1 rRNA gene is annotated in these 3,407 nt (G+C 54.8%); it reads right to left on the reverse strand.

From position 1 onward, the window contains the following. Window positions 1–158: 158 nt before the first annotated feature. Window positions 159–3,298 (reverse strand): 23S ribosomal RNA (locus tag ACIQC5_RS24155). Window positions 3,299–3,407 lie beyond the last annotated feature (109 nt).

Raw genomic sequence — 3,407 nt, forward strand, 5'->3', positions numbered from 1 at the left:
GCCACGGTGTGGTGGGGGTGGGAAGTATGTGTGGTTACAACTGTGGTGTTGTTATAACGGTGTGGTTATAACTGTGGTGTTGTTATTCAGTTGTGTTTGTTCCTGTAACAACGGGTTGTTGTTCGGGAACCACATAGTGGACGCGTGCAGTGTTGTGTGTGGTGTAAGTTGTTGGCCTATTAGTACCGGTCAGCTTCACGAGTCTTTAGTCCTCGCTTCCACATCCGGCCTATCAACCCAGTGGTCTGGCTGGGGGCCTCTCACACATGATGTGTATGGAAATCTCATCTTGAAGCGAGCTTCCCGCTTAGATGCTTTCAGCGGTTATCCCATCCGAACGTAGCTAATCAGCGATGCACTTGGCAGTACAACTGACACACCAGAGGTTCGTCCGTCCCGGTCCTCTCGTACTAAGGACAGCCCTTCTCAAATTTCCTGCGCGCGCAGCGGATAGGGACCGAACTGTCTCACGACGTTCTAAACCCAGCTCGCGTACCGCTTTAATGGGCGAACAGCCCAACCCTTGGGACCTACTCCAGCCCCAGGATGCGACGAGCCGACATCGAGGTGCCAAACCATGCCGTCGATATGGACTCTTGGGCAAGATCAGCCTGTTATCCCCGAGGTACCTTTTATCCGTTGAGCGACGGCCATTCCACAATGTACCGCCGGATCACTAGTCCCGACTTTCGTCCCTGCTTGAGATGTCTCTCTCACAGTCAAGCTCCCTTGTGCACTTACACTCGACACCTGATTGCCAACCAGGCTGAGGGAACCTTTGGGCGCCTCCGTTACTTTTTAGGAGGCAACCGCCCCAGTTAAACTACCCATCAGGCACTGTCCCTGACCCGGATCACGGGCCGAAGTTAGATGTCCAAAGTGACCAGAGTGGTATTTCAACGATGACTCCACCCGAACTGGCGTCCGGGCTTCAACGTCTCCCACCTATCCTACACAAGCCACTCCGAACACCAATACCAAACTATAGTAAAGGTCTCGGGGTCTTTCCGTCCTGCTGCGCGTAACGAGCATCTTTACTCGTACTGCAATTTCGCCGAGTTTATGGTTGAGACAGCGGGGAAGTCGTTACTCCATTCGTGCAGGTCGGAACTTACCCGACAAGGAATTTCGCTACCTTAGGATGGTTATAGTTACCACCGCCGTTTACTGGGGCTTAAATTCTCAGCTTCGCCCTTACGGGCTAACCGGTCCTCTTAACCTTCCAGCACCGGGCAGGAGTCAGTCCGTATACATCGTCTTGCGACTTCGCACGGACCTGTGTTTTTAGTAAACAGTCGCTTCCCCCTGGTCTCTGCGGCCCACACCCGCTCACGGAGAGCAAGTCTCCATCACGGGGCAGGCCCCCCTTCTCCCGAAGTTACGGGGGCATTTTGCCGAGTTCCTTAACCATAATTCTCTCGATCGCCTTGGTATTCTCTACCTGATCACCTGTGTCGGTTTGGGGTACGGGCGGCTAAAACCTCGCGTCGATGCTTTTCTTGGCAGCATAGGATCACCGGATCCCCCCAAACGGGAGTCCCATCAGATCTCAGGCACGTGCTCGAAGCACACAGGAACGGATTTGCCTATCCCTGACCCTACATCCTTAGACCGGGGCAACCATCGCCCGGCCCGGCTACCTTCCTGCGTCACACCTGTTAATACGCTTACCTCCCGGGATCAGGTCCCGCGCTCGGCCAAAACCCACACACCACAAGGGTGATAGGGCAGGCTCCGGGCGGTTAGTATCCCCCGCTTGGCATGGGCGGTTTTTCGCCGGTACGGGAATATCAACCCGTTGTCCATCGACTACGCCTGTCGGCCTCGCCTTAGGTCCCGACTTACCCAGGGCAGATTAGCTTGACCCTGGAACCCTTGATCATTCGGCGGACGGGTTTCTCACCCGTCTTTCGCTACTCATGCCTGCATTCTCACTCGTGTAGGCTCCACCGCTGGTTTCCACCGCGACTTCACTGCCCACACGACGCTCCCCTACCACTCCACACCCCTGAACCACGAAGGCTAGGGCAATGTGTGAAATCCACAACTTCGGCGGTGTACTTGAGCCCCGCTACATTGTCGGCGCGGAATCACTTGACCAGTGAGCTATTACGCACTCTTTCAAGGATGGCTGCTTCTAAGCCAACCTCCTGGTTGTCTTCGCAACTCCACATCCTTTCCCACTTAGCACACGCTTAGGGGCCTTAGTTGGTGGTCTGGGCTGTTTCCCTCTCGACTATGAAGCTTATCCCCCACAGTCTCACTGCTGCGCTCTCACTTACCGGCATTCGGAGTTTGGCTGACGTCAGTAACCTTGTAGGGCCCATCGGCCATCCAGTAGCTCTACCTCCGGCAAGAAACACGCAACGCTGCACCTAAATGCATTTCGGGGAGAACCAGCTATCACGGAGTTTGATTGGCCTTTCACCCCTACCCACAGCTCATCCCCTCCATTTTCAACTGAAGTGGGTTCGGTCCTCCACGACGTCTTACCGTCGCTTCAACCTGGCCATGGGTAGATCACTCCGCTTCGGGTCTAGATCACGCCACTACACTCGCCCTATTCAGACTCGCTTTCGCTACGGCTACCCCACACGGGTTAACCTCGCGACGTAACACTAACTCGCAGGCTCATTCTTCAAAAGGCACGCCGTCACCAGAATCAGACTGGCTCCGACGGATTGTAAGCACACGGTTTCAGGTACTGTTTCACTCCCCTCCCGGGGTACTTTTCACCTTTCCCTCACGGTACTGGTCCGCTATCGGTCATTAGGAAGTATTTAGGCTTATCAGGTGGTCCTGACAGATTCGCACGGGATTTCTCGGGCCCCGTGCTACTTGGGATCCTCTCCAGGGGATACACAACATTACGGTTACGGGGCTCACACCCTCTCTGGCCGGCCTTTCAAGACCGTTCACCTATGCCTGCACCACACCCCACCAGTCCGGCAGAACCAGTACGGAAAGTCCCACAACCCCGCCCATGCAACGCCCGCCGGCTATCACACATGAACGGTTTAGCCTGATCCGCGTTCGCTCGCCACTACTAACGGAATCACTCTTGTTTTCTCTTCCTGCGGGTACTGAGATGTTTCACTTCCCCGCGTTCCCCCCACGCACCCTATGTGTTCAGATGCGGGTCACACAATCACCTTGCAGCGTTGTGCGGGGTTTCCCCATTCGGACATCCTGGGATCACCGTTCGGTTATCAACTCCCCCAGGCTTATCGCAGATTCCTACGTCCTTCTTCGGCTCCTAATGCCAAGGCATCCACCGTGTGCCCTTAAAAACTTGACCACACACACCAAACAAAAAATGTTCGATGATGCATCATCTATTCGAGAGAACCACGACCACAAAGGGCCAGGTTCATTCATAAGAAATTGCTGTAAGAACACACACACCA

This window comes from Paenarthrobacter sp. NPDC092416 (assembly GCF_044755025.1).
Classification (GTDB): Bacteria; Actinomycetota; Actinomycetes; order Actinomycetales; family Micrococcaceae; genus Arthrobacter.